The sequence below is a fragment of the Paraburkholderia jirisanensis genome (assembly GCF_054782355.1).
Window position 1 is genome coordinate 896797 of sequence record NZ_BAAGSQ010000033.1, and the last position, 24332, is coordinate 921128.

At 65.4% G+C, this 24332-nt stretch carries 20 protein-coding genes; 5 read left to right on the forward strand and 15 right to left on the reverse strand.

Going from position 1 to position 24332, the window contains the following annotated elements:
* Window positions 1–20: 20 nt before the first annotated feature.
* From cheB to ACYVNQ_RS36065, 6 genes are read right to left on the reverse strand one after another with little or no spacing between them, the layout of a single operon-like run.
* The gene (gene cheB, locus ACYVNQ_RS36040) at window positions 21–1034 is read right to left on the reverse strand and encodes a chemotaxis-specific protein-glutamate methyltransferase CheB (RefSeq protein WP_460910259.1); all 1014 of its coding nucleotides are present in this window, start codon (window positions 1032–1034) and stop codon (window positions 21–23) included.
* Window positions 1031–3631 carry a hybrid sensor histidine kinase/response regulator gene (locus ACYVNQ_RS36045; protein ID WP_460910261.1) on the reverse strand — a complete coding sequence of 867 codons (2601 nt, stop codon included), beginning with the start codon at window positions 3629–3631 and terminating at the stop codon, window positions 1031–1033. Before ACYVNQ_RS36045 ends, cheB begins: the two co-directional genes overlap by 4 nt.
* A complete protein-coding gene (locus tag ACYVNQ_RS36050) occupies window positions 3628–4365 on the reverse strand; it encodes a chemotaxis protein CheW (protein WP_460910263.1) in 738 nt (245 codons plus the stop codon). The genes ACYVNQ_RS36045 and ACYVNQ_RS36050 overlap by 4 nt, the downstream gene beginning before the upstream one ends.
* Window positions 4358–6043 (reverse strand): CheR family methyltransferase, encoded by a 1686-nt coding sequence (locus ACYVNQ_RS36055; protein WP_460910265.1) that lies wholly within the window; start codon window positions 6041–6043, stop codon window positions 4358–4360. Before ACYVNQ_RS36055 ends, ACYVNQ_RS36050 begins: the two co-directional genes overlap by 8 nt.
* Entirely contained in the window at window positions 6040–6645 is a 606-nt protein-coding gene (locus ACYVNQ_RS36060) for a chemotaxis protein CheW (RefSeq protein ID WP_460910267.1), read from the reverse strand. The genes ACYVNQ_RS36055 and ACYVNQ_RS36060 overlap by 4 nt, the downstream gene beginning before the upstream one ends.
* A gap of 28 nt (window positions 6646–6673) precedes the next feature.
* Window positions 6674–8350, reverse strand: coding sequence for a methyl-accepting chemotaxis protein (locus ACYVNQ_RS36065; protein ID WP_460910269.1), 1677 nt, complete (start codon window positions 8348–8350; stop codon window positions 6674–6676).
* Window positions 8351–8662: 312 nt separating this feature from the next.
* Between ACYVNQ_RS36065 and ACYVNQ_RS36070 the strand changes: the two genes are divergently transcribed.
* Entirely contained in the window at window positions 8663–8980 is a 318-nt protein-coding gene (locus ACYVNQ_RS36070; RefSeq protein WP_460910271.1) for a hypothetical protein, read from the forward strand.
* A 123-nt stretch (window positions 8981–9103) separates the two neighbouring features.
* On the opposite strand, the gene ACYVNQ_RS36075 is transcribed toward ACYVNQ_RS36070, so the two are convergent.
* From ACYVNQ_RS36075 to ACYVNQ_RS36100, 6 genes are all read right to left on the reverse strand, one after another.
* Window positions 9104–10171 carry an LLM class flavin-dependent oxidoreductase gene (locus tag ACYVNQ_RS36075; protein ID WP_460910273.1) on the reverse strand — a complete coding sequence of 356 codons (1068 nt, stop codon included), beginning with the start codon at window positions 10169–10171 and terminating at the stop codon, window positions 9104–9106.
* A gap of 335 nt (window positions 10172–10506) precedes the next feature.
* A complete protein-coding gene (locus ACYVNQ_RS36080) occupies window positions 10507–11097 on the reverse strand; it encodes a superoxide dismutase (protein ID WP_460911241.1) in 591 nt (196 codons plus the stop codon).
* 607 nt (window positions 11098–11704) lie between these two features.
* Window positions 11705–11890, reverse strand: coding sequence for a hypothetical protein (locus tag ACYVNQ_RS36085; protein ID WP_460910275.1), 186 nt, complete (start codon window positions 11888–11890; stop codon window positions 11705–11707).
* A gap of 169 nt (window positions 11891–12059) precedes the next feature.
* The gene (locus ACYVNQ_RS36090) at window positions 12060–12422 is read right to left on the reverse strand and encodes a response regulator (protein WP_460910277.1); all 363 of its coding nucleotides are present in this window, start codon (window positions 12420–12422) and stop codon (window positions 12060–12062) included.
* A 67-nt stretch (window positions 12423–12489) separates the two neighbouring features.
* Window positions 12490–12897 carry a response regulator gene (locus ACYVNQ_RS36095; protein WP_460910279.1) on the reverse strand — a complete coding sequence of 136 codons (408 nt, stop codon included), beginning with the start codon at window positions 12895–12897 and terminating at the stop codon, window positions 12490–12492.
* Window positions 12898–12966: 69 nt separating this feature from the next.
* Entirely contained in the window at window positions 12967–14397 is a 1431-nt protein-coding gene (locus tag ACYVNQ_RS36100) for an RAD55 family ATPase (protein WP_460910281.1), read from the reverse strand.
* A 515-nt stretch (window positions 14398–14912) separates the two neighbouring features.
* Between ACYVNQ_RS36100 and ACYVNQ_RS36105 the strand changes: the two genes are divergently transcribed.
* Window positions 14913–16658, forward strand: a complete 1746-nt coding sequence (locus tag ACYVNQ_RS36105) for a phospholipase C (protein WP_460910283.1) — start codon at window positions 14913–14915, stop codon at window positions 16656–16658.
* 233 nt (window positions 16659–16891) lie between these two features.
* The gene (locus ACYVNQ_RS36110) at window positions 16892–18331 is read left to right on the forward strand and encodes a cytochrome-c peroxidase (protein ID WP_460910285.1); all 1440 of its coding nucleotides are present in this window, start codon (window positions 16892–16894) and stop codon (window positions 18329–18331) included.
* Window positions 18332–18606: 275 nt separating this feature from the next.
* Here ACYVNQ_RS36110 and ACYVNQ_RS36115 read toward each other — a convergent pair whose 3' ends face one another.
* Entirely contained in the window at window positions 18607–19668 is a 1062-nt protein-coding gene (locus tag ACYVNQ_RS36115) for an alpha/beta hydrolase (RefSeq protein ID WP_460910287.1), read from the reverse strand.
* Between the two features lie 438 nt (window positions 19669–20106).
* Between ACYVNQ_RS36115 and ACYVNQ_RS36120 the strand changes: the two genes are divergently transcribed.
* Window positions 20107–21228 carry a lactonase family protein gene (locus ACYVNQ_RS36120; RefSeq protein WP_460910289.1) on the forward strand — a complete coding sequence of 374 codons (1122 nt, stop codon included), beginning with the start codon at window positions 20107–20109 and terminating at the stop codon, window positions 21226–21228.
* A 61-nt stretch (window positions 21229–21289) separates the two neighbouring features.
* Here ACYVNQ_RS36120 and ACYVNQ_RS36125 read toward each other — a convergent pair whose 3' ends face one another.
* On the reverse strand, window positions 21290–21763 hold the full coding sequence (locus ACYVNQ_RS36125; RefSeq protein WP_460910291.1) for a hypothetical protein: 474 nt from the start codon (window positions 21761–21763) through the stop codon (window positions 21290–21292).
* 343 nt (window positions 21764–22106) lie between these two features.
* Between ACYVNQ_RS36125 and ACYVNQ_RS36130 the strand changes: the two genes are divergently transcribed.
* Window positions 22107–22706 (forward strand): LysE family translocator, encoded by a 600-nt coding sequence (locus ACYVNQ_RS36130; protein WP_460910293.1) that lies wholly within the window; start codon window positions 22107–22109, stop codon window positions 22704–22706.
* Window positions 22707–22778: 72 nt separating this feature from the next.
* Here ACYVNQ_RS36130 and ACYVNQ_RS36135 read toward each other — a convergent pair whose 3' ends face one another.
* A complete protein-coding gene (locus ACYVNQ_RS36135; RefSeq protein WP_460910295.1) occupies window positions 22779–24257 on the reverse strand; it encodes a helix-turn-helix transcriptional regulator in 1479 nt (492 codons plus the stop codon).
* Between the last annotated feature and the right edge of the window lie 75 nt (window positions 24258–24332).

A 24332-nucleotide genomic window follows, 5' to 3' on the forward strand; every position in this document is an offset into this window, starting at 1 on the left:
CCGTTTTGCTGAATATTCCCTTACTGGCGGCCGACCACTGCGCTCAGGTCGCCGGCGATCCGCTCGAGCGGCAAGATGCGCCGCGCGGCGTTCAATGCGGCCGCCGCCTTCGGCATGCCGTATACGGCGCTCGTTGCCTGATCCTGTGCGATCGTGTCGTACCCTTTGGCGCGCATCGCTTTCAGGCCGATCGCGCCGTCGCGGCCCATACCCGTCAGCAGCACGCCGACGGCGTCGCCGCGCCAATGCTCGACCACGCTATGAAAAAATACGTCGACCGACGGCCGGTATGGCGTCTCGGCCGGCTCGCGCGTATAGCAAAGCGAACCGTTGCGTGCGAGGCGCAGATGATCGTTGGTCGACGCGAGCAGCACCTCGCCCGCTTGCGGACGATCGTCGGCGCACGCCACGCGCACGCACAACGGGGTCTGCCCGTCGAGCCACTCCGCCATGCCTGGCGCAAACGCCTTGTCGACGTGCTGCACGATCACGATCGGTGCGCCGAAATTGAGCGGCAAGCCGCCCAGCACCGCGGCGAGCGCGGTCGGCCCACCTGCCGACGCGCCGATCGCAATCAGCGGCGCACTGCGCTCGGTTACCGCATCGGTCGGCGGCGGCGGCGTTGCTGCGTTGCGGTTCACCAGCAGCTTGCCGATCTGGTCGATCTTCGCGAGCAGCGCTCCGGAGGCGTCCGCGAGGCCGTTGCCGTTCACCAGCGTCGGCGTATCGACCGCATCGAGTGCGCCCGCGCCCATCGCTTCATAAACACGCGATGCGTTGGCGCCGACGCTGCTCGTCACGACCAGAATCGGACACGGCGCGCGCGCCATGATGCGCCGCGTCGCTTCGACACCGTCGAGCTTCGGCATGATCAGGTCCATCAGCACCACGTCGGGCGGCTGCGCGATGCAGAAGTCGACGGCCTGCGCGCCGTCCGTGGCGACCCATAGCACGCGATGCTCGTCGCGCCGCGCGATCGCGCGGCGCAGCGCTTCGACGGCAAGCGGCAAATCGTTGGCAATGCCGATATTCATCTGCGAGCGTCTCCTATCAGGTCGTGCACTGCGTCGAGCAACGTCTCATCGTGGAAACTGCCTTTGGCCAGGTAGTAATCGGCACCGGCATCGAGGCCGCGGCGGCGGTCTTCGTCGCGATCCTTGTACGACACGATCATCACCGGAATCGCCTTCAGCTGCGCGTCGCGCTTGATCATCGTGACGAGCTCGATGCCGTCCATGCGCGGCATGTCGATATCGGTCACCACCAGATCGAATTCGGCGCTGCGCAGCGCGTTCCAGCCTTCCATGCCGTCTACCGCTACCGTGACCGCGTAACCGCGTTTTTCGAGCAGCTTGCGTTCGAGTTCGCGCACCGTCAGCGAATCTTCGACCACCAGCACGTGCTTGCGCTGCGCCGTGCCGCTGCCGGCGGTCGCGCGTACCTTGGCAAGCTGGCCGTCGCGCACCAGCTTGTCGACCGAGCGCAGCAAATCGTCGATATCGACGATCAGCACCGGCGCGCCGTTGTCGAGCAGCGCGCCGGCTGCGATGTCCTTGATCTTGCCCAGGCGCGTATCGAGCGGCTGCACCACCAGCATGCGCTCGCCGAGAAAACGCTCGACCGCGACGCCGTAGGTGCCGCGCTCGTCGCCGATCACGACCACCGCGACGTGCGTCGATGCGTCTTCCGGGGCGCTCGCGCCCAGCAGCTGATGCGCGGACACGAGACCCACGCGCCGCCCGTCGAACGAAAAATGCTGCTGGCCTTCGAGCATGTCGATGTCGGCCCGCGCGAGCGCCAGCGTGCGCTGCACGTGCGCGAGCGGGAATGCATACGCTTCGCCGCCCACCTGCACCAGCAGGCTGCGGATCACCGACAGCGTCAGCGGCAACTGCAGCACGAAGCGCATGCCGCGGCCCGGCTCGTTGACGACCCGCACCATGCCGCGTACCGCCTTGACCATCTCGTGCACCGCGTCGAGCCCGACGCCGCGGCCCGATACGTCGGTGACTTCTGCGCGCATCGAAAAGCCCGGCAACAGCAGGAAGTCGAGCAGTTCGAGCTCGGACAGGCGCGCGACGGTCGCCTCGTCGGCCAGACGCCGGCGCACCACCGCGGCACGCAGGTCGGCGAGTTCGATGCCGCGCCCGTCGTCGCTGACGCTGATCAGCAGCTTGCCGGCGCTGTGGCGCGCTTCGAGCGTCAGCGTCGCTTCGGCCGGCTTGCCGCGCGCGACGCGTTGTTCCGGCGTTTCGATGCCGTGGTCGAGTGCATTGCGCAGCAGGTGGCCGAGCGGCGCGTCGAGCATGTCGAGGATGTCGCGGTCCACCTGGGTCGCTTCGCCGACGATCGAGAAACGCACCTGTTTGCCGAGCGAACGCGCGAGGTCGCGCACGATGCGCGGGTACACGTGGGTCGCGTCGCCGAACGCGCGCATCCGGCACTGCAGCGCCTCGTCGTACAGCTGTTGCGCGAGGTTGGTGCTGCGCCGGTCGAAGCGGTCGAGTTCGTCGATCTGCGTGCTGAGCTGCTGCTGCACGTCGACCAGCGAGCGGCGCACGCTGTCGAGCGCGGCGGCGGCGCGCGGGTCGAGCGCATCGGTTAGCGTGTCGTGCAGCGTGTCGAGCGCGCGCGCGGCGTCGCGCTGCGCGCGTTTGACACGCAGCATCGACGCGGCGAACGGTTTTAGCCAGCGCGATTCGACCAGCGATTCGCCGGACAGACTCAGCAGCCGGTCGAGGTTGTCGGCACGCACGCGCAGGATGCGGTCGGCGTTGCGTTCGCTACGTTCGCTACGTTCGTTGCGTTCGTTGCGTTCGTTGCGTTCGTTGCGTTCGTTGCGGGCGGCTTCGGCGTTGCGCGGCGTGGCCGGGTTCGGGTCGGCGGGACGCGCGCCTGATATGTCCTGCTGCGGCTCGGCGCGATGTGTGTTTGATGCTTCCGGCAGCTCGGCGACCGCTTGCACTGCTGCCGCTGCGGGCGCGATTTGCCGATCCGTTGCGGGCGCAACGTGTGCAGCGAGCGTGCCCTGTGTGGTCGTCGCTCGAGCAGATGCGGATGCAGCTTCTGCATTCAGCAGCGCGATGGCTGCCTGCAGTTCCTCGTCCGGCGTGCGCGGCGCTACGGTCGGCGCAGGCTCTGCCGGCGGCGTTGCGTGCAGTCCGTCCGCTGACTGCGCGGCCGCCGCACCATGCGCGGGCGCCTCGCCGCCAGCCGCCGGTTGGCCGCCTGACGCCACCAGCGCCGTAAGGCGCGCAACGTATGCGTCGATCGGGTCCTTGTTCGCGGCCGCTGTCGCCGCCGGATCGGCATCCGCAATATGCAACAGCATATCGACGCCCTTCAGCAGTTCGTCGATATGCGCGGCCGACAGCCGTACTTCGCCACGCTGCGCGCCGACGAAGCACTCCTCCATCACATGCGCAATCGCGACGCCATCCGGCACCCCGACGATCCGCGCGGCGCCCTTCAGCGAATGCGCGGCGCGCATGCAGGCTTCGAGTGCGGCCGCATCGGTCGCCGAGCGCTCCAGCGTCAGCAGGCCGTCGGACAGCTCGCGCGTCTGCGCCGCCGCTTCTTCGCGGAATAGCTCGAGCAGCGAGAGCCGGCTCAGGTCGTCGTCGGCGCTCATCGCAAGCTCTGGTTCAGTGAAGCGAAGACCCGCTCGATATCGAGCAGGCCGACTGTCGTGTCGCGCCACGCGAAGATGCCCTGCGCGTGCGCCGCGCTCGCGCGCGTCAGCGTATCGGGCACGGGCTTCAACTGCGCGGCCGCGTAACGCAGCACGCCATGTACTTCGTCGACCGGCAAGGCCACCGGTTCGTCGCGATGCGTCAGCACCAGCATGCGGGCATAGGTGCCGTTACGGGCCGGCTGTTGCTGCACGGTGCTGCTGCCCGCTTCGAGGCGCAGCAGCTCGCGCAGCGACACGGCCACCGTCAGCGCGCCACGCACGTTGACGACGCCGAGCACCACGCGGTTGCGCCGGTGCGGTAACGAATGGATCGGGCGCAGGTCTTCGATGTGACGCAGCGCGGCGGTGGGCAGCGCGAGCCATTCGTCGGCCACGCGGAACACCAGCGCGGAATGAGTCAGCGCGGCCACGCCGGAATCGTGCGTGGCGGCTTCGGCCTGGTACGCGGCGGCTTGAACGGCAGACGTGCCGCGCTCCGGCAGCGCAGCTGCCTCGTTCATCGGCGGCCGATCGAGCAATTGCGCGGCGGCCCGCTCGAATACCGGGCAATTCAGGCAGCGAAACCAGCGCTGCAACTCCGGGCACGACTGGTCGCCGCGCGTGCCGATGCGCTTCCAGCAATCGTCCACGCGCGCGGCTGCGTCCGCCTGATCGACCACGCGTTCAGTCATGGAATCCTCGCGTCCGGCCGGTCGGTGTCAGCGTCTCGCGTTGCTGCGCGGCGGCCCGTTGTGCGCGGCGCGTGAATCGCTCGGCACCGGCGCTGTCGCCGTTCATCTCCAGCAGCGCTGCGAGATGCGTCAGCGCTTCGTAGTGGTCGGGCTGCAAATAGAGCGCCTTGCGATAGTAGTCGCCCGCGTCGGCACCGCGGCCGCGTGCGTCCATGATCAGGCCGAGCAGATAGAACACGGCGGCGTCCGGGCCGTGCACGATCACGCAATCGCTGGCGGCGCGAAACGCTTCGTCGAGGCGGCCGGCGTCGGCCAGACGCTGCGCGTGATCGAGCGCGGCAGCACGCTTCGCGCGAGCATCGGCGGGGCGTGCTGAGGCTTGTGCGTCGCTGCGTGTGGGCGATGTGGGCGTCGTGGGCGTCGTGGGCGATGTGCGCGGCGTAAGCGCCGTAAGCGGCGCAGCCAAAGTGCCCGACGACAACGCGCTGCCCGGCGAGCGCGCGCCGCCTGCCGGCCTCGCCGCAAAGGGGGTGGCCTGCGCTGCACGCCGCGCCTGCAGTGGCGACCCGGCCGTCTTTGCAAGTGGTCCGGTTTGCATCGGTGCTGCAGATACGACGCCTGACGCAAGCGTGTGCAGCCCCGCTGCATGCGCTTGAGCACCGACATGCGTCGGTGCCCCGTGCGTCTGCACGACAAACGGCCGCGTCGCATTCGGCTGTGCCGGGTTCGACCTCGACGCGTACGTGTCACCCACTCCGGCACGCGTCGCGGCTTCATCGCGCGGCGTGCGCTGAAACGCGAACGCCAGCGGAATGCGCGCCGAACTGAACGCATGCCGCATCATCAGGCCGGTTTCAGCCGGCCCGACGAACAGCGAGCCGTGCTGCGCGAGCCGTGCATCGAGCAGGCGAATCGCGCGATCCTGTGCGTCGCGGTCGAAATAGATCAGCACGTTGCGGCAGAAAATAAAATCGAAGCGGGCGTCCGGCATCTGTGTCGCGTCGAACAGGTTCGCCTGCGCGAAGCGCACCGCATGCCGCGCGCGCTCGTTCAGGCGATAACCGCCCTCGTCCGCGTAGAAATGCCGGTCGCGAAACTCGAGCGCGCGGCCGCGGAACGAATTGCGTCCGTACAGCGCGCCACGCGCGAATTCGAGCGCGCGCGCGCTGATGTCGACTGCCTCCACTGTGAAGCGGTCGGGCCCAATGCCCGCATCGAGCAGCGCCATCGCCATCGTGTACGGCTCCTCGCCAGTCGAGCATGGCGCGCTCAACAGGCGCAGCACATGCGAAGGCTCGCGCACCAGCCGCTCGTTGGCAAGCCGCGCCAGCGCCGCGAACGCCTCGCGGTCGCGAAAGAACCACGTCTCCGGCACGACGATCAGTTCGACCAGCACCTGGCGTTCTTCAGGCGACGCCGTGAGCAATTGCCAGTACGCGTCCAGCGCGCCCTGCGGCAACGGTGCTTCGCCTTGCGCGTCGCCCGATGCGTCGCCGTGCACGTCGCGGGCCGTGGTTGCGTCCGCCGGATGTGACGCCGCACCGCCCGCCTGCGTCGCGCGCGCGCGTTGCCGCACCGCACGCTCGAACGCATGCACGCCAAGCGTGGACGCACTGATACCGGTCTCGCGCAGGAGCCAGTCTTCGAAACGTGCTTCGATGCTGCCGGGCGCGTTCATGGCGTCGATGTCGGTGTCGGTTCGTGCGTCGGCGCCGCTTGCGGAAACAGCAGCGTTTTGACGTCTTCGTTGAGCATCTGCTGGACCTGCACCCACTGCACCAGCCGGCCGCCATCGTTGGCTACCGGCCCGAGCCAGCGCGCGTGCGGCGTCGCGAGACCGGTGTCGGCGAATTGCGCGCGCTCGATGCGGCGCGTCTGGGTCGCGCTTTCGACGATCAGGCCGAGCAACTGCGCCGGCGCCGGGTTGCCGTGCGGGCCATCGTTCGGTTCTGCGCGCAAGTCTGCGCGTTCGCTCGCCCGCGCGTCTCCTTGCGGTTCGTCATGCAGCTGCACGAGCTCGCGCGCCGTCGCGTCGCTCGCGCCGCTTTCGTAGCGCACGATCACCAGACGCGTCGACAGCAGCTGCCGCGCCGGCCGGCCCAGCGCCAGCCGCGGCACGTCGACCACCGGCAGCGGCGCACCATGCCGCTGCGCGACGCCCGCCACCCACACCGGCGCGCCGGGAACCGGCCGCACCGGCCGCAGCGCCAGCACCTCGACGATCTCGCGCGCATCGAGTGCGTAGCGGTCGCCGTCCAGATCGAACAGAAGGAAGAGCATCAGCGTGTCGGCCTGGCCGCGGCGTCGATCAGGCTTCGATCTTGAAGCGCGACACGCCGGTGCGCAGCTGATTGGCGACCAGCGTCAGATCGTCGATCGCCTGCGACGACTGGCGCAGCGATTCGGCCGTCTGCTGCGCGGCTTCCGACAGCTGCGACAACGCCTGCGTGATCTGCTCGGCGCCGTTCGCCTGCGTATGCATGCCTTCGTTGACCATCTGGACCCGCGGCGCCAGCGCCTGCACTTCCTGGATGATCTGCGACAGCTGCGTGCCGACCTGCTGCACGTCGTGCATGCCGCGCCGCACTTCCTCGGAGAACTTCTCCATGCCCATCACGCCGGCCGACACCGCCGAATGAATCTCCTTGACGGTCTGCTCGATATCGTAGGTTGCCACCGCGGTCTGGTCCGCGAGGCGGCGGATTTCCGTCGCGACGACCCCGAAGCCGCGGCCGTATTCGCCGGCCTTTTCCGCCTCGATGGCCGCGTTCAGCGACAACAGGTTGGTCTGATCCGCGACCTTGGTGATGGTGGCCACCACCTGGTTGATGTTGACTGCCTTCTCGTTGAGAATCGCGAGCTTCGCGTTCACCGAGCCGGCCGCTTCCATCACGCTGCGCATCGTTTCTTCCATCCGCGACAGGCCGCTCTGGCTGGTGCCGGCGAGCAGCGCCGACTGCTCGGCGACGCGCGACACTTCGTTCATCGTCAGCAGCAGATCGCGCGAGGTCGACACGATTTCGCGCGAGGTTGCGCCGATTTCGGTGGTGGTGGCCGCGGTTTCGCTGGCGGTGGCCTGCTGTTCCTTGGAAGTCGCGGCGATCTCCGCGACCGACGTCGTGACCTGCAGCGACGATTTTTGCGCCTGCGCGACGAGGCTCGCCAGTTCTTCGGCCATCCGGTTGAAACCGTTCTCGAGCGTGCCGAATTCGTCCTGGCGCCGCAGGTTCAGCCGTTGCGCCAGGTTGCCGGTGCGCATCACGTCGAGCACGTCGACCACGCTCGCCATCGGCACCGTCACCGCCTTGTACAGCGCGTAACCGGTTGCCAGCGCAACCAGCAGCACGAGGCCGAGCGCCACCGCGAGCGTGATCTGCGCTTCGTGCGCCGACTGGCGGATCAGCAGTGTCCAGTCGTCGGCCTGCGCCTTGTCGACCAGCACCAGCGCGTTCGCGTGGGCGGTCACCTTCTCCCACGCCGGTTCGAGCCGCGCGAAGATCGCCTGCGCGTCGGCCTGCGAACCGGGTGCGACGCGCATCGCTTCCCTGAAGATCGGCAGCGCCTCTGCATAGGCCGATTGATATTCGGCAAAGCGCGCGCGGTCCTCGCTGTTCGAGAAGGTGGCCGGGTAATCGGCGGCGAGCTTGTCGGATCGTTTCAGTGCGTCGTTAGCGCGGTCGAGGTCGCGCTTGATCAGATCGCCGTCGGCGTCGACGTACAGCGAGTGCTGTAGCGCGGTGATGCTTTCGCTCGACGCGGCGCGCAGCGAGGTGGACAGGTAGAGACCCTGCACGGATTCGCTTTCGAGGCGCTCCGTCTCCTCGTTGATCGTACGCAGACGCGAATACGACAGCAGCGCCGTAATCAGCATCAGCAGGAACAGTGCACCGAAACTGAGCAGGATGCGGTTGCCCAGCGAAAACCTGAGCCACGGTGACGTGCCGGGCAGATAGGTGTTGCCGCTGCGTTGAGTCGCAATACTCATGGTTTCGTGTCGGTTCGTGAGTGCGTGGGTTGGAGCGCCGCGATACCAGCCAGATACCAGGCCAGATACCAGGCCAGATACGGGCCACATCCAAAATGCATGCAAGTATGAAGCCAAACCCAAACGGCATCGACAACTTTTTACCGCGAGACGGGCGCTCCACAGCGGATTTTCGAGGTCCTTGCGCGCCCTGCAATCGCACCCGCTGCGAACTGCCGCAACGGGCTCACGCAATTGCAATTACGGCAGCATTTCGCATTAAAGAAATAAGGGTTTTCGATCATGCGAATCGCAATAAGCGCAGCGCAAGGCGTGGCGTTATGCAATAACGATATTTACGGTAAAGAATGCGCGCCGTTCGGCACGCACGCCGGGTTGAATTGCCAGATCGCGGCGAATATTCGTGCTTTTTTTAAAAGCCTGTGCGGGAAGGCAAATGCACATGGCGCGCCGATCCGCCGGCGCTCTGGACCTGCCGGCAAGGTTTGCGAGCGCGCGAGCGACGGCACGCCTGCAAGCCGCCACCGCGACCGCTCGTTAAGCGCTGCAATTCGCGCAACCTCGGTTCACACGATTTTTTTGGCGGGCAGCAATGGCAGCTTATCGCCCGCCATTGCGAATCCCAGCTGATTTTCGCGTGATTTGCGTATCCCCGCCGCGTGGCGCGCGAAATCCGCCTTAGTCCAACCGCCCTGTTTTGTTTTGCTTTTTGCCTTGCTTCGTCAAGCCGCGCGGCGATCTACCCCCGCGCCGTCAAGCTTGCGCGGCAAGCAAGGCTTTCGCACGCGGCATTACCTCGTGCGCAAACACGCGCATCGACGCCTCGAACGGCTGGAACTGCAGCATGAACAACTCGACGCCCGCGCGATGAAATTCGGCGATGCGCCGCGCCACCGTATCGAAGCTGCCGACCAGCCCGGCCGCCGTGCCGCCGTTCGACCCGACGCGTGGCGTGCGCGCGAAGCTCTGGAACATCACCGCCTTCGGATCGATGTTCGCCTTTTGTTGCTGGCGCAACGGTGCGTCCTGCTCCGCCAGCGCGAACAGATGCTCGAGATGGCGTTGCGCGGCGGCGTCGGTATCGGCGGCGATCACGAAGGCGGACAGGCCAAAGCGCAACGGCGCCGCGCCGGCCGCGCGTGGCCGCGTGCGCAGATCGGCAATCAGCCGCGCGACGTCGTCGAGCGGCTGGCCGTTGATGAACCACACGTCGCCGTGATCGGCGACCAGCGCGCGCGCCGGCTCCGATTCGCCACCCACGTAAATGCGCGGCCGTTCGCGAAACGGATCGGCAGGCCGCAGCAGATAGTCGTCGACGTTGAAGTGCTCGCCGCGAAACGTGGTGCGTTCGCCGCGCAACAGCGATGCGACCACGTTGATCCATTCGCGTCCATACGCATAGCGCGCGTCGTGTTCGGCAAAGCCGATGCCGGCGCGATCCAGTTCGGGGCGGTTCCACGCGTTGACCAGGTTCAGCGCGAAACGGCCGCCGCTGATGTGCTCGATCTGCTGCGCCATCTTCGCGAGCACCACCGGGTGGTACAGATACGGCTTGATCGCCGCGATGATCTCGATGCGCCCGGTCAGCGCCGCGAGCGCCGCCGACGCAGTCCATGCTTCGAGCTGATCGAGATTTTCATCGTGCGGATTCATCGTGTGCTGCGCGACCAGCACCGAATCGAAGCCGAGTTGTTCGGCCTCGAGCACCAGCGCCTTGTTGCGCTGCCAGGACGCATCGTAGGGTTCGTCGGGATCCTGCAGCGCGGCGCGGCTGCCGTGAACGAGTGCCCAGATGCCGAAGCGGGCCGGGAAATGAGACATGACGTGCAACCCCCATGACGGAAACGAAGCCGCGCTGCATGCACGCAGCGGCGTTTCGTGTACGGCCATGCGAGCGCTGAAACGGCGATGATGCCGCAATTGCGACACCGGGGGATGCTTCGTCAATCTAATTTGTATCGATATCGATCGATGCAATCCAGATTTGCCGGGGGGGGTGGTGCGCAGCGACAAAGTCACGAACGCGCCGGCATCGAGGCGTGACCCCGCCCTGCCGGCACGTCGTGCATGGTGAGAATCGCAGCGGTGCGGCACGACGTCGCGCCGCTGAGATGTCTCGTTTTCGATCTGGGGGACCGGCACCGCTTAAGCGATGCTTACAGCTTTTCGTAATTGGCCGACGCGAAGTTCCAGTTGATCAGCCGCGCGGTCACTTCCTTCAGATAGTCCGGGCGACGGTTCTGGTAGTCGAGGTAGTACGCGTGCTCCCATACGTCGATCGTCAACAGCGGCGCCTTGCCCGCCGTGAACGGCACGTTCGCGTTGCTGGTCTTCACCACCGACAGCTTGCCGTGCTGGCTGACCAGCCAACCCCAGCCGCTGCCGAACTGCGAGGCCGAAACCTTCGCGAGCTGCTCATGCAGGTTGTCCATCGAACCGAAATCGCGCTCGATTGCAGCACGCAGTTTCGGGCTCGGTTCGGTCGGCGTCGGGCTCAGCGAATTCCAGTAGAAGTTGTGATTCCACGCCTGGCCGGCATTGTTGAAGATGTCTTCGTGCGCTTCGTCGCCGTAGCTCTTCACGATCGCCGCTTCGAGCGACAGGCCCGCGAACGGCGTGCCCGGCACCAGCTTGGCGAGGTTGTCGAAGTACGCGCGATGATGCTTGCCGTAGTGAATGCCGATCGTGCGCGTCGAGATCACCGGGTCCAGTGCGTTTTCTGCGAACGGCAGCGGCGGCTGCGTCATCGGCGAGCTGCCGAGATAAGCCGGCACTGCGGTCACACGGGTCGCCGCCCGGGCCGGTTCGAGTGTCAGCATGCCGGCCGCGCCGGCAAAACTGGCGGCAACCGCGCTAGCGGCACCTTGCGTTGTTCTTGCGAGAAACTTGCGTCGTTGAGTCGAGGCGGCGGTCATCAGTGAGCCTTAAGAGAAAGAAAGAGTCGAACACACCTTGCATGCGGGCCTTACCGGTTCGCGCGGTGAAATTACGGTAAGGTCGCACTTAAAACGCTCGACCGCGCCGCGTTATTCCCACTGCAGTGCGACGACTCTTCGGGCTCATGTGTTGGAATGTTTCGGATTGCCCGTCACAAGTCGTCGATGTGCGATGCGCACGGTGACGCGAAGCGCGGCAGCTGGTTGCGCGAGCAACCAACTGCACGCTATTGGTTCAGGGCTTCGAGTGAGCCGCGAGTGGGCTGCATGCAGCACTGCTCTTTGAGGCACGACAATGAGGCACGATGACGAGGCACGGTGCGCGCGCCGCCTCTGCAGACATACCGGCTGCCTCGGCAGTGCTTCGCATGTCATCGCAATGTCATGCTGATGCAAGCGCGCGGCTATTCTGTCTTGCTCAGTGCTTCGACAGTTCGCCGTCCGTCACACGCCACAACCCGAGCGGATTGCGTTGCGGCAAGGCCGGCGGCAGCCGACCGCGAAACTGCGTGGCAAGCGCGCCCCGTTGCTCCGCGTCGGCGACGCGCACCAGCAGCGCGGCCGGACCGAATACTTGTTCGGATAGCGACGCATCGTCGAGCATCCGTGCACCGTCCACTTCGAACCGCAGCGCCTGAGCATCCCAGTCGCGTTGCGGCGCACCACCCGCGGGCGATCCGCACGGCGAACGCGACCGGGTACGTGAGAAAGAGCGCGCCAACCGGCGCGCGGTGTTGAAGGCAAGCAAGGATCAAGCAGGGAAACCGCGCCGCTCACTCGCAGCTGCACAGCTGCGCGACCGTATCGAGAAACACCTCACGCGTCGCCGGTTTGACCAGCCACTCGTTCCACAGCCGCGCCGCGCGATCGGGCGGCAGTGGCGACATCGCCGTGAAAATCAGCACCGGCACCGTGCCGAACGCCGGATGGCCGCGTAGCCGCCGGCACAACTCTTCGCCGTTCATCACCGGCATCATCCAGTCGCTGACCACCACGTCCGCCACCTTCTCGAGCAGCAGGTCGAATGCGATCCGGCCATTGGCCGCACAACGCACGTCGTAGCCGGCGTTCCTGAGAATGAAACGCCAGACGAACAACATGTCGGGTTCGTCGTCGACCAGCAGCACTGAGGGCATCGTTCGATCCGCGCGGATACTTTGAAGCGGGTGCGCAAGATCCGGACCCGGAAGTTTCAGCTTGCTTTCAGCGCTCGCGGGTGCCGTCCGGCGCGGTATCGTCGACCGCCGTGCCGGGCGCCTGCGTGAGCTCGCGCAACAGCGCGAGCAGCCGGGCCGGCGCATAGGGCTTGTCGAGCACCGCGGCGAACAGCTCGGCGCGCAGCTTCGCGGTCGCGCCCTGCGCCGCGCTCGCCAGCACCACCGGAATATGCGCGAGCTGCGGCGACGCGCGCAGCGCCTGCGCCAGTTCGAAGCCGGACATTGCCGGCATCATGAAATCGGTGACGACGACGTCCGGCCGCACTTCGCCGATCAGCTCGAGCGCGCTGCGGCCATCGCGCGCGACGTGCACGACGTAGCCCTCCGCCTTCAGGAAGAAGGAGAGGAAATCGGTGATCAAGGATTCGTCATCAACTACAACGATCGTCGCCATGCCGCATTGCCCTGTGCTGTCGTCTGCACGCCTCGCTGTTGATCCGCCCGCGGTTCGCCCGCGGCCCGCTCAGGACCGGATCGCATCGCCGGCGGCCGGCGGCCGGCTCAGATCGACCGCACCGCCCGCGGTTGAATTCGGAATGATCAGCTTGGTGACGGCCGGCGTAAATGCGCTGTCCCTGACCTTGATCACCTTCATGCCCTGGTAAATCATGCCTTCCGCTTCGTCGAGCTGCATGCCGATCACGTTGTCGAACAGGCTCAGCGCTTCCGGCGGCGCGGCGTTCAGCGCCGGCGCGGATAGCTCGCGGGTTTCCCATGTGCACACCGTCGTTACATCGATCGCGCGCAGCTGGTTGGTCAGCGCGGCAAGGAATTCGATCACCCGGTGCTCGTCGACCGTGGCGCGCGCGAAGCCGGCCAGCCCGTCGATCACGAGGCGGTCGACGCGGCGCGCCTGCACCGCGTCGAGCAGCTGATACGCGAGCGCATCGACGATATTTTCGGTGAGCGGATTCCAGATCAAGCTTAACGCGCCACTCGCGACCAGCGCATCGAGATCGACGTCGAGCGCGCGCGCCTTGCTGGCCAGACGCGCAGGCGTCTCATAGAAACCGAAGTGCAGGGCAGGTTTTTCCGGTGTCGCGAGGCGCAGGAAATTCAGACCGAAACTGGTCTTGCCGCTGCCGCCCGGACCGACCACCGCGGTCGCCGAACTGGCCGGCAGGCCGCCGCCGATGCGCGCATCGAGATCGGGCACGCCGCTCGATACGCGATTGTCCGGCGCGCGGTCCGCCTTCGACGGCCGCGCAAACAGCGCTTCGAGACGCGGATAGACGACGATGCCGCCGTCATGGATCGCGTAATGATGCAGGCCGCCGAGCGACGCGCTGCCGCGCGATTTCGCGACCCGCATGCGCCGCACGGTGCGCGACCCGAGCAGTTCCTCGTCGAGCTGCAGCACGCCGTCGACCATCGTGTGTTCAGGGCTCGAGTCGTCGATGCGCGCGCTGGTGAGGAACAGCACCGTGCAGCCGCTGAACGCCGCGTGGCCCTGCAGCTCGGCGACGAAATTCTTCACGTCGAGCGTGCTGTGCGTGCTTTCGCGCGCATTCAGCAGACCATCGAGAATCAGCATCGAAGTGCCCTGGCGCGCCAGTTCGGTGCGCAGCACGTCGACCAGCGCGCTCAAGCCATCCATACGCAGCGTGCGAAACAGGCTCAGATAGGTGATGTCTTTGCCGACGCGCTCCGCGTCGTAGAAGTTCAGCGTGGACAGCGATTGAAACAGGCGGTCGTGCGACTCGGCGAGCAATGTGATGTACAGGATCTTCGCGCCTTGCCGCGCCTGCTCGAATGCGATCTGGTTCGCGAGGATCGTCTTGCCGGCGCCGGGCCGGCCCTGAATGATGTACGACGATCCGGCGATCAGGCCGCCGCCCAGAATCGTGTCGAGTCCGGGGACATGACTGGTCAAGCGCGTCAGGGTCTGGTTCATCGCGTGGATTAATTCGACGAAGAATTGGCCGGAAGCCGGCAGGCTGCGTGTATCTGAAAGAATTTGCGGGTGAGCCGCGGCGGGGCCGGTCCGCCGCGCTGAACGCGCATCTGTGGCGCATTCTCGCACGACCGGTGGCACGGGGGAAACGGGCATTGCGCGGGGCGGACGAACGGAGTGCGCCGGCCCGCATGGTAGTTCGGATGACTGATATTTCGCGCGGCACCAACCTGGCCCGATTATTACCGGTCTCTTTTATATGTAAAGCGCAAAGAATCAAAACGGAATCAAACGTTTACCGGCGTAACAATTGGACGCTTTCCGAAAGAAATCAGAATGAATCTGCAGGTAACTCATAAGAAAGCAAACGGTCTCCATACCGCCATAAGAGAGTGATTCAATGCCGTTGCTTTAACTCATGAAGCAAATCAACGGTAACGACATTACCGGACCCGACAGCACCTCCACACGCATGAACTCGGAGCGCTGAACAGCGAATCGGAGAGCCCCCCAACATGTTTCGTAAAGCCTTGCTACCCATCCCGCTAGCAGCGACGCTACTGGCGCTCGCAGCCTGCGGCAGCAGTAACGACAACCCCGCGTCGTCGGCACCGACCGGGCCGGCGGCCGCGGTCTCCGCGCAGGACGCACTGCCGACGGCTACGCCGATCAAGCACCTCGTCGTGATCTTCGGCGAGAACCGTTCGTTCGATCACTACTTCGGCACCTATCCGCGCGCCGTGAACCCGGTCGGCGAGCCGACGTTCACTCCGGCCGCGAATACGCCGACGGTCAACAACCTGCTGACCAACAATCTGATTACAACCAATCCGAACCAGACCAACGCGTCGAACCTCGCGATTACGCCGGCGATTCCGGCGGCCGAACTGGTGCCGTTCCGCTTCGACCGCGCGCAGGCCAACACCGCCGACCAGAGCCACTCGTACGCCCCCGAACAGGAAGCGACCGACAACGGCCTGATGGATGCGTTCCCGGCCTTCACGGGTTCGGGCACGACCGGCGGCGCCGGCGCGTTCGGCACCAAGGCACAGGTGCTCGGCTTCTTCGACGGCAATACCGTCACCGCGATGTGGAACTACGCGCAGAACTTCGCGATGAGCCAGAACGCGTACACCGACACGTACGGCCCGTCGACGCCGGGCGCGATCGCCGTGATCTCCGGCCAGAACAACGGCGTGGTGCCGGTAGTCGGCACCGCGTCGACGGTAGCGGACGGCCAGGGCGGCCTGAGCCTGATCGGCGATACGGACCCGGCTAACGACACGTGCTCGTCGAAAACCAGCACGATGCAGATGACGTCGAAGAACATCGGCGATCTGCTCAATGCGAAGGGCATCACGTGGGGCGGCTTCATGGGCGGCTTCAACCTGCAGACCGTGAACCTGAACGGCACGACCGGCTGCTCGCGCTCGACCTTCTCGTCGGTGCTCGGCGGCAACCAGACGGACTACGTGCCGCATCACATGTGGTTCCAGTACTACGCGACGACCTCGAACCCGACCCACCTGCGCCCGAGCACGACCGCCGCAATCGGTTCGTCGCTCGAAGCGGACGGCGTGACCGCCGACCCGGCGAACCACAACTACGATACCGACGACTTCTTCACCGCGGTATCGGCAGGCAACTTCCCGTCGGTCAGCTACCTGAAAGCGCCGTCGATCGGCGATGCGCACCCGGGCAACTCGGATCCGCTCGACGAGCAGGCGTTCGTGACCAAAGTGGTCAACTTCCTGATGCAGCAGCCGGACTGGAAGAACACTGCGGTGATCCTCACGTACGACGACTCGGACGGCTGGTACGACCATCGCTATCAACCGCCGCTGACCTCGTCGACGTCGGCATCGGACTTCGTCAACGGCGCCAGCACGTGTAACGTCGCCGGCACGTCGAAGCCGGGCGTCGGCGTGTCCGGTCTGACCGTGAACGGCCGTTGCGGCCCGGGCACGCGCATTCCGTTCATCGTGATCTCGCCGTATGCGAAGGCCAACTTCGTCGACGATACGCAGATCAACCAGTCGTCGGTGGTGAAGTTCATCGAAGACAACTGGCTCGGCAGTCAGCGTATCGGTCAGGGCTCGAACGATGCAACGGACGGCAGCATCATGTCGATGTTCGACTTCACGCAAGCCGTGACGACGCCGCGCACGCTGTTCCTCGATGGCACCACCGGCGAGCCGACGGCAGCGCCTACGGCGGCGCCGACGGCCGCATCCGCGGCTGCGACCACCGCATCGATGTAAGCATGCCGTATGCGGCGCAGTTCGCGCCGCGCTTCGCGTGACGCGCTTCACGTCAAGCTTCACGTCACGCTTGCATCACCCCTCGCATCGGCCGCCGCGTACGCAACTGGCGTGACGGCCGATGCATCTGTTGTCTGTCACCTGCGTGCACACGCCGTGCGCGCGTGCCCCGCAAAAAACGGGGCGACGCGCGCGGCGCACGCCGCAGCACCTGCCTGCTTCCCGTTCGCGACATGAATCGACGCACCAACGCCCTGCCCTCCGGCGTTCCGCCTACCCAGTCAACGTCACTCGCTGCCGCACGCGCGCCACTACGCCGCCTGCTGCGCTGGAGTTGCGTGGCCGCCGCGCTCGCGCTGGTCGCGGGCAGCGTCTATGCGCTCGCCTTTCCGCAACGCATGCCCGCCACCATCGGCACGATCGTCGAAGACCTGACCGGCGCGAACCCGCACCCGGTGCAGTTGATGCGCCCGGCACCCGCGCCGCTGAGCGCGCTCGCGCTGCTCGGCAAACAGGTTTTCTACGACGCCTCGCTGTCCGCTTCCGGCAAGCAGTCGTGCGCGTCGTGTCACAGCCCCGAACATGCGTACGGGCCGGCCAATGCGCTGCCCGTGCAATTCGGCGGACCGCAGTTGCAGGACCCGGGCTACCGCCCGCCGCCGTCGCTCGCGTATCTGTATCGTCAGGCGAATTTCAGCATCGGACCCGATGCCAACGAAGTCGAAGTGGCGCCCGATCTCGCCGCACTGGCCACTCAGGCGCAAGGCGTGGCGCGTGCGCAGAAAAGCGCGAACGTCGCGCCCGCTGCGCCGGCCATGGTGCCGCAAGGCGGGCTGTTCTGGGACGGCCGCGCGTCGACGCTGCAGGCGCAGGCGCTTGGACCGCTGCTGAACCCGGTCGAAATGGCCAATGCAAGTGAAGCGGACGTCGCCGCCAAACTGCTGAAAACACCCTACCTGCCGCAATTTCAGGCGCTGTTCGGCAAGAACATTGCGAACAATCCGGGGATGCTGGTGGCCGAAGCGATGTCGGCGGTGGGCCGCTATCAGTTCGAGGATCAATCGTTTCACGCGTTCACCAGCAAGTACGACTACTGGCTCGAAGGCCGCGCGCGCCTGACGCACGCGGAGCTGCACGGCATGCACCTGTTCAACGACCCGGACAAGGCCAACTGCGCGGGCTGTCACCTGAGCCAGCCGAGCCGCGACGGTTTGCCGCCGCTGTTCACCGATACGCAATACGAAGCGCTAGGCGTGCCGCGCAACATGGCGATCGCGCAGAACAAGGATCCGAAGTTCTACGATCTGGGCATATGCGGGCCGTTTCGCCACGATCTCGAGAAGCAGACGCAGTATTGCGGCATGTTCCTGACGCCGACGCTGCGCAACGTCGCGACGCGACACGTGTTCTTTCACAACGGTGTCTACCATGACCTGAAACAGGTGATGGACTTCTACAACCTGCGCAACACCAACCCCGGGCAGATCTACCCGCGCGATGCATCCGGCAAGGTTGCGCAGTTCAACGACATTCCGCCGCAGTACCGCAACAACGTCGACTTCCAGGACGCGCCGTTCGATCGCAAGCCCACCGATCAGCCGGCGATGACCGCACAGGACGTACAGGACATCATCGCGTTCATGCAAACGCTGAACGACGGCTACCGTCCCTGACCGACAGCCGATCGCCGTGCTGCCTGCGGCTGCCCGCAGCGGATGCGGTTGCCCCGCAGAGTGCCCGTAGCGGCCCGTCGCTCACGCGCGGTACCGTTGCCTTCGTCGCCACCCCCATAGGTGAGGTCGCAACGCGACTCGGGCTGCTTGCAGGGATACTCGTCGGGCCGCTCATCGGGCTGCTCATTTGACCGCTCAGGCCGCGCGTGTCGATCGGCTCCGGCTCGCATGCGAGAGCGCCGCATGCGAGCATCACGCGCAGTTACGTCAATGCATCAACGCGGTGCCGGTTCTTCGAGAAAGTTCTGCACCGCGCTAAAGAACTGCAGCCGGTTCTTTTCCATCAGCACCGTATGCGTGCCCTCGCCGATCATCACGTATTGCTTCCACGGCGTGCCGGTCAATAACGGAAACAGCGCCTGCGACATGTAAGGCGGCGTATCCTGGTCCCACTGCGCCTGGATCATCAGCGTCGGCGCCGTGATCTTGCCCGGGTCGTAGGTCGCCTTGCCCGACATGTAATAGCCGCGGATGTCCTGCGTTACGCCGTTAGGTGCGCGCAGTGCCGGCGGATTCGCCGCGGCCGCTTTCGGGTCGGTTGCCCACGTCGCCTGCTGCCACTGGTCGAACCAGCCGGGCGGAATCAGGTCGGCGCGCTTGTCGTCGGGCACGCCCTTGTACCAGCGCTCTTTTGCCATCTCGGCGGTAACGAGCCGATACGCGCCGAGCTTCGCGGCGTCGCCAGTGGGTGGCGTGTCATGCGACAGCCACACCGACGCATACAGCACCAGCCGGTTCACCTGGTCCGGATGCTCGGCCGCGAAGCCGCCGGCAATCGTCGTTCCCCACGACCATCCCATTACATCGAGCTTGCTCAAATGCTTACGCTTCAACACCCAGTCGACCACGGCCGCATAGTCCTCTACCGCTTGTGCGGTGGATTCGACCGGCTGGCCGGCAGCGGCCGGCTGATCCATCGATGCGGGGCGCGTCGAATGCCCATAGCCGGGCAGATCGAGCAGGTACACGTCGAAGCCGTGCCGCGCAATGTAGTCCATCCACGACATGCCGTTCAGTTCGAGATCGAAGGCGGTGCTGGCCGGATAGGTCGCGCCGTGTACGAACACCAGCGTGTGCGCGGCATCGAAATGCGTCTGGTTGGCGGGGTGCTTGTTGCGCACGTAGATCTGGAGACCGGGCTGCGGCGAGTTCACCATCGCTTCTTCGGTAACCAGTTTGACCGGCGGCGCCGCTTGCGCGGCGACCGCTTTGCCCGCACCAATCAGAAATACGCCTGTAAGGATGGCTAAAGGTGTAAAGCGCTGCAACAGCTTCATCGGGGTGTCTCCGTGTACCGCTTTGAATGCGGCTTTGTGGGGGAGCCGTCACTGTATCAAGAGTTGATAAAACGCGTTGCGCGCATCGCAGCTCGCGAATTTCGCCTCGGTATTAAACCGAATAAATTACCTCGCAACGCATAACGCATAGCAATACGCGAACAAATTACTTATTCCATTTTTATAGCCGGGATGCCTGTCGTCTCAAGCACGGCATCCCTCTATGTTCGCATCGTGCGTGCAATCCATCCGCCATATCGTCCCTATCCTTTTGAGTAAACATTGCGTCTCTATGCACAATTTTTTTGTCGGGCGCTTCCATACACAATCGACCTGCCCAAATCGGCGAACGCGATGCCGCACCTCTCGCGTCAAACACGATCCCGCGCTTGCCGGTCACAGCCCCCCGATGCATCACCACTGACAAGGAAGAAAGCAATGCGGAACACTATTCCGTTACGTTCACTGATCGTCGCCACCATCGCCGCCGCATGCAGCGTCGCAGCCGGCACGGCCTACGCACAAGACCCGGCCGGCACGGCCCAGCAGGACGATGCGCCAGGCGCCGTATTCGTGCTGACCAACCAGCCGGCCGGCAATGCCGTACTCGTTTACGCACGCGCCGCAAACGGCGCGCTGACATTCGCCGGTCGTTATCCAACCGGCGGCAAAGGTGCCGGCAGCGGCGCCGATCCGCTCGGTTCGCAAGGCTCGCTGACGCTCGGCCCGGGCTTCCTGTTCGCCGTCAACGCAGGCAGCAACGACGTATCGATGTTTGCCGTGCGCGGCACGAAGCTGGTGCTGGTGGATCGCAAGCCTTCCGGCGGCCAGATGCCGGTTAGCGTCGCGGTCAAAGGCTTCGTCGCGTATGTGGTCAATGCGGGCGGCACGCCGAATGTCAGCGGCTTCTTTATCGACCCCGTCAACCAGCATCTGCTTGCGCTGCCCGATTCGACGCGCGCACTGGCCGGCGGCAGATCCGCGCAACCGGCGATGGTCGGCTTCTCGGCCGACGGCGACGAACTGCTGGTCAGCGAAAAGGGCACGCAGTTGATCGATAGTTACCGCATCGGGCCGCTGGGCATCGCATCCGCGGCGATCCCCAATGCGTCGTTCGGTGTCGCGCCGTTTGGATTCGCGACGCTGGCAAACGGCGATGCGTTATTCGCCGAATCGGCGTCGAACGCGGTGTCGTCGTATGCGATCGACGACATGCACAAGCTCGACACGATTACCGGCTCGATTCGCCTCGCGCAGCTCGCACCGTGCTGGATCGTTGCGACCGGCGACGGCCGCTATGCCTACACGGCCAACGCGGGCAGCGGCACGATCAGCAGCCTGCGCATCTCGATGGACGGCACGATCCGGCTAAAAGACGCGCAGGCTGCGGTGGTGGGCGCCCCCTTCGACCTCGCGCTCAGCAAGAAAAGCCAGTTCCTGTACGTGCGCGAAGGCAATGGCGCGTTGAGCGGCTTTCGCGTCAATACCGATGGCAGCCTGACGCCGGTCACGACGGTATCCGGCCTGCCGGCGGGCGCGCAAGGCATCGCAGCGCGCTGAGCGGGCGCGGCGCCCCGGCGGCGGCTGTACGCACGCCGCGGTGCTGCGCGGCTGCCATGCGTCAGGCACTGTCCGCGAGGCCCGCTCCCCTTACGTAGGTGCCAAGCAGTCGCCGCGTGCCCTCGAGAAAAATACGCGGGTGCCGCTCGAACACCGATACGAATGCATCGCCGAGCAGCTTCAGCTCGGTGGTCAGCCGCGAATCCGCCATCATCAGGATAAAGGCTTCGGCTGCGGCAATCGGTCCGAGCAGTGCCATCGAATCGAGCAACATGCGGCCAGGCAACACGAACAGTCTGCTGCCGCAAATGCGCACGGTAGCGTCGAGAATTTCCGCCGAAGCCGGCACCAGCGGCGGTGCCGCCAGCGTCAGACGCAACTGCGGCGTCAGCGCCCCGGGCCCGTCGAAACGGCCGATGCCGTCGACGTCGCGTGCGAGGCGGCGGATCGGCTTGCCGGTTGCGTAGATAAAGAGTCTCGCGCGTTCGCTCACTATGCGCAGCTGATTGGCGTCAATCGGTTCTCCAAGTGCCACGAGTGCTCCAGATTCGTTGTGCCCGCCTGCGCGGATTGGCATTTACCAGCCGATCAATTCAATTGACGCATTTGCCTGCGGCTGACCTTATTCACGATAACAGCCGCATGCACCCGAAATTCCGGACGCTATTCGACAAACGTGCGCATATGCGCGAACGAACCATCTGTTATTTGACAATGTGTCATGTCAGTGATGAAACAGGGTTTCGTATATGAATGGGCGTGGCGTGCAATCGACTCAAACGGCATCACCTGTCACGCTCGCGACGCACGGGCGCCGTTTTTTTAGCATGTCACGAAAGTATGGTAATAAGCAGGCTGCCTTCTATTGCCGATGACCCATGCTTGCCACTTCGACTATCACGCTGTTTGTGCTTGGCACCGTGCTGGTGCTGATCATGCCCGGTCCGACCAACACGCTGCTCGCCGCCGCCGGGTTGCGCCAGGGCGTCAGACGTTCCGCACGTTTGACGGCTGCCGAACTGGCCGGCTACCTGGTGTCGATTTCTCTATGGGGTTATCTGCTCGCGCATACCGCGCATTTCGTCAGCTGGCTGCCGATGTTCGTGCGCACCGCCAGCATTCTGTACATCGCGTGGCTGGCGGTGCGGATGTGGCGTGAGGCGGTCGCGTTGCCGTCGGCGGCGCGGGTCGCGGTCGGCATGCGCACGCTGTTCGTCGCCACCTTGCTGAACCCGAAGGCCTTGCTGTTCGCCAGCACGATCTTTCCGGCGGCCGCCTTCGCGGCACCCCGTGTGTATCTGCAGATCATCGCGCTGTTCAGCGCGATGCTGGTGCCGATCGGGCTGGTGTGGATCGCCTTTGGCGCCGCACTCGGCAGCGGCCGCGTGCAGTGGTTAAAGCCCGGCCACGTGCAACGCGGCGCGTCGGTCGTGCTGGGCATGTTCTCGTTGTTGCTCGCGTGGAGCACGTTCCACTAGCCGTGCGAAGGTCTGAACGAAGCGCACGGCGCAACGCGTACCCTGCAAACCGCAGCGGCCACCGGTTCACCGCTACCGGTTCAACGTGTCCGACGGCGACTCGTTGAACTGCCGCCGATACCCGTTGACCAGCGTCGAGCGATTGCTGACGCCCCATTTGACAGCCGTGGCAAGCACGCCGTGTTCGCGAGCCGAATCGGTTTCTTCAAGGTCCGCGCGAATCCGCTCCATGCGCAGCCGGCGAATCACTTCGGTCGGCGTCGAGCCGAGGCTCGTCTTGAACGCGCTTTGCAGCGCGCGTTCGGTCACGCCGATCTGCGCGGAAATCTCGCGAATCGACAGGTCCTTGCGCTCCAGATTGTCGAGCAGATAGCGATACGCGCGCCGATAACGTGCCGGCAGCCGCGCACCGACATCGTCGAGCTGTTGCGGCGCGCGCGCGATACGCTGGCCATAGCGCGCGAGTGCGACCGCCTCATCGCGAATGCAGTTGACCGCCGCCTGCGCATAACGCGTGTACACCTCCAGCGATTCGGCCGCGCGGCCCTGCAGATGCCGCAGCCTGGCGACGCAGTACAGATATTCGAGCTGGCGCTGGCTTTGCGGCAAACGCGTCTCCGCGCCCAGCAGCGTCAGCATCGATTCGGCCAGCACGATCGCGCCGCCGGCGAGACTCGCGAGCACCGTCTCGAGCCGCGCTGCGCCCTGGTAGGCGGACATGCCCTGCTTGCCGGCCCATTCGGTATGCGCCATCAGCGCGTGTCCCGCATCGCGCTCGCCGCCTGCAACCCGCTCGAGCCGCGCCAGAAAATCGAGGCGCGCGCGCAGCAGCGGATCGGCGATCGCGCCGGTCGACACGCGCAATGCGGATGGCCTGCGCAGCGTGGCCGCGTCGCCCGCGCCAGTTTGCCAATGAATGTGATCGGCCAGCTCGGCGCGCGAGCGCAGCCGGCCTTGTGCTTCGATATCGAAGCGCAGTGTGCTCAACAGGCGCTGCCAGCCGTCCATATGCGCGAGCCGCGCGCCGCTCGAGGCGCTCTCGTCGAGCAGGTCTTCGAGCGTATCGAGCACCGTGTCGGCATCGCGCAGCCGGCCGACGCCTAGCATCACACCGAACACGCCAAACCATGCATCGAGGCGCTGCGCCAACGGCGCATGCGAATGGTCGACGATCTGCAGGAAGCACGACATCGCCGTGCCATGGCGGCTGCGGAACAGCGCCTGCCAACCGGCGTTGCGGCACGACGCGAAGCGCATCTGGTCGCGATCGTCGCGCGGATCCTTGTTATCGCGCGAATCCTTGCTGTCGCGCATGCGCTTCAGCGCGTCGCGATACGACTCATCCGCGTCGAGTTCCATGCCGAGCGACAATTGCAGGTCGCCGCGCAACTGCAGCAGCGCGGCGCTCGCCTCATCGTCGCCTCCCAGATGACGTTGCATCTGCAGCGCCGCGGTCTGCACGTTGCCGGTGCGAATCGATTCGACCACCGGCGACGGCACCGCGCCGGCACCGAGCATCGAAAGGTAGGGAAAGTAAAAGGTAACGAGCATGGCTGAATCCGTCGTGAGTCTGCACGGCGCAAGCTGCGCCGCAGCGCGATGGCAGGAGGGGGGCGCGCAACGTGA

What these genes read in the sequence shown, in the direction of transcription:
- cheB (WP_460910259.1), bottom strand. Translation starts at nt 1,034, where the DNA reads ATGAATATCGGCATTGCCAACGATTTGCCGCTTGCCGTCGAAGCGCTG.
- ACYVNQ_RS36045 (WP_460910261.1), bottom strand. Translation starts at nt 3,631, where the DNA reads ATGAGCGCCGACGACGACCTGAGCCGGCTCTCGCTGCTCGAGCTATTC.
- ACYVNQ_RS36050 (WP_460910263.1), bottom strand. Translation starts at nt 4,365, where the DNA reads ATGACTGAACGCGTGGTCGATCAGGCGGACGCAGCCGCGCGCGTGGAC.
- ACYVNQ_RS36055 (WP_460910265.1), bottom strand. Translation starts at nt 6,043, where the DNA reads ATGAACGCGCCCGGCAGCATCGAAGCACGTTTCGAAGACTGGCTCCTG.
- ACYVNQ_RS36060 (WP_460910267.1), bottom strand. Translation starts at nt 6,645, where the DNA reads ATGCTCTTCCTTCTGTTCGATCTGGACGGCGACCGCTACGCACTCGAT.
- ACYVNQ_RS36065 (WP_460910269.1), bottom strand. Translation starts at nt 8,350, where the DNA reads ATGAGTATTGCGACTCAACGCAGCGGCAACACCTATCTGCCCGGCACG.
- ACYVNQ_RS36075 (WP_460910273.1), bottom strand. Translation starts at nt 10,171, where the DNA reads ATGTCTCATTTCCCGGCCCGCTTCGGCATCTGGGCACTCGTTCACGGC.
- ACYVNQ_RS36080 (WP_460911241.1), bottom strand. Translation starts at nt 11,097, where the DNA reads ATGACGCAGCCGCCGCTGCCGTTCGCAGAAAACGCACTGGACCCGGTG.
- ACYVNQ_RS36085 (WP_460910275.1), bottom strand. Translation starts at nt 11,890, where the DNA reads ATGCTCGACGATGCGTCGCTATCCGAACAAGTATTCGGTCCGGCCGCG.
- ACYVNQ_RS36090 (WP_460910277.1), bottom strand. Translation starts at nt 12,422, where the DNA reads ATGCCCTCAGTGCTGCTGGTCGACGACGAACCCGACATGTTGTTCGTC.
- ACYVNQ_RS36095 (WP_460910279.1), bottom strand. Translation starts at nt 12,897, where the DNA reads ATGGCGACGATCGTTGTAGTTGATGACGAATCCTTGATCACCGATTTC.
- ACYVNQ_RS36100 (WP_460910281.1), bottom strand. Translation starts at nt 14,397, where the DNA reads ATGAACCAGACCCTGACGCGCTTGACCAGTCATGTCCCCGGACTCGAC.
- ACYVNQ_RS36105 (WP_460910283.1), top strand. Translation starts at nt 14,913, where the DNA reads ATGTTTCGTAAAGCCTTGCTACCCATCCCGCTAGCAGCGACGCTACTG.
- ACYVNQ_RS36110 (WP_460910285.1), top strand. Translation starts at nt 16,892, where the DNA reads ATGAATCGACGCACCAACGCCCTGCCCTCCGGCGTTCCGCCTACCCAG.
- ACYVNQ_RS36115 (WP_460910287.1), bottom strand. Translation starts at nt 19,668, where the DNA reads ATGAAGCTGTTGCAGCGCTTTACACCTTTAGCCATCCTTACAGGCGTA.
- ACYVNQ_RS36120 (WP_460910289.1), top strand. Translation starts at nt 20,107, where the DNA reads ATGCGGAACACTATTCCGTTACGTTCACTGATCGTCGCCACCATCGCC.
- ACYVNQ_RS36130 (WP_460910293.1), top strand. Translation starts at nt 22,107, where the DNA reads ATGCTTGCCACTTCGACTATCACGCTGTTTGTGCTTGGCACCGTGCTG.
- ACYVNQ_RS36135 (WP_460910295.1), bottom strand. Translation starts at nt 24,257, where the DNA reads ATGCTCGTTACCTTTTACTTTCCCTACCTTTCGATGCTCGGTGCCGGC.